Raw genomic sequence first — 810 nt, 5'->3', positions numbered from 1 at the left:
GTCACCGTGATCAAAGACGCCGCCGGGCGGTATTTCGCCTCATTCGTCGTCCAGGTCACCGAGACGGCGTTGCCGAAGGTAGCGGCCGCCACCGGCATCGATCTGGGGCTCGGCCATTTCGCCGTCCTGTCAGACGGGACCAAAGTGGCCTCCCCCCGGTTCTTGCGGCGGGCGGAGAAGAAACTCAAGAAAGCGCAGCGGGCCCTGTCCCGCAAGCAGAAAGGATCAGCCAACCGGGCCAAAGCCCGGACCGAGGTCGCCCGAGCACACGCCAAGGTCGCCGACGCGCGCCGCGAGTTCCACCACCAGACCTCCACCCGCATCATCCGCGACAACCAAGCGGTGTATGTGGAGGACTTGGCCGTCACGGGACTGGCCCGCTCGAAGCTGGCCAAGAGCGTCCACGACGCGGGCTGGTCGGCCTTCGTCGGCATGCTGGAGTACAAGGCGGCCTTGTCCGGGCGGACATTCGCCAAGATCGACCGCTGGTTCCCGAGCTCGAAACTGTGCTCGGCCTGCGGGAGGCTCGCCGAGAGTATGCCGCTGAACGTCCGGGAGTGGACCTGCCCCTGCGGGGCGGTCCACGACCGAGACGTCAACGCAGCGATCAACATCCTCGCCGCCGGAAGGCGGCAGGTCGCCGCTGGACGGAAACCCGCACCTGAAACGGGCGGGAAGCGGAGACCTGAAACGCCTGTGGAGACCGGTAAGACCAGACCGGCCGCGCGTCAGCGCGGCCAGGGCGGCACGGTCGGCGAAGCAGGTAGCCACAGAAGTGCCGCCTAAGCGGCACAGGCTGAATCCTCGGCC

General features: G+C 67.5%; 1 protein-coding gene. It reads left to right on the top strand.

Annotated elements, in window-relative coordinates:
* The coding region (locus IEY82_RS38725; RefSeq protein WP_229697801.1) for an RNA-guided endonuclease TnpB family protein at positions 1–786 on the top strand (786 nt) is incomplete at its 5' end.
* Positions 787–810 lie beyond the last annotated feature (24 nt).

The sequence above is a fragment of the Nonomuraea cavernae genome, assembly GCF_014646355.1.
Taxonomy (GTDB): domain Bacteria; phylum Actinomycetota; class Actinomycetes; order Streptosporangiales; family Streptosporangiaceae; genus Nonomuraea; species Nonomuraea cavernae.
This window is presented reverse-complemented; position numbering and strand designations above follow the sequence as displayed.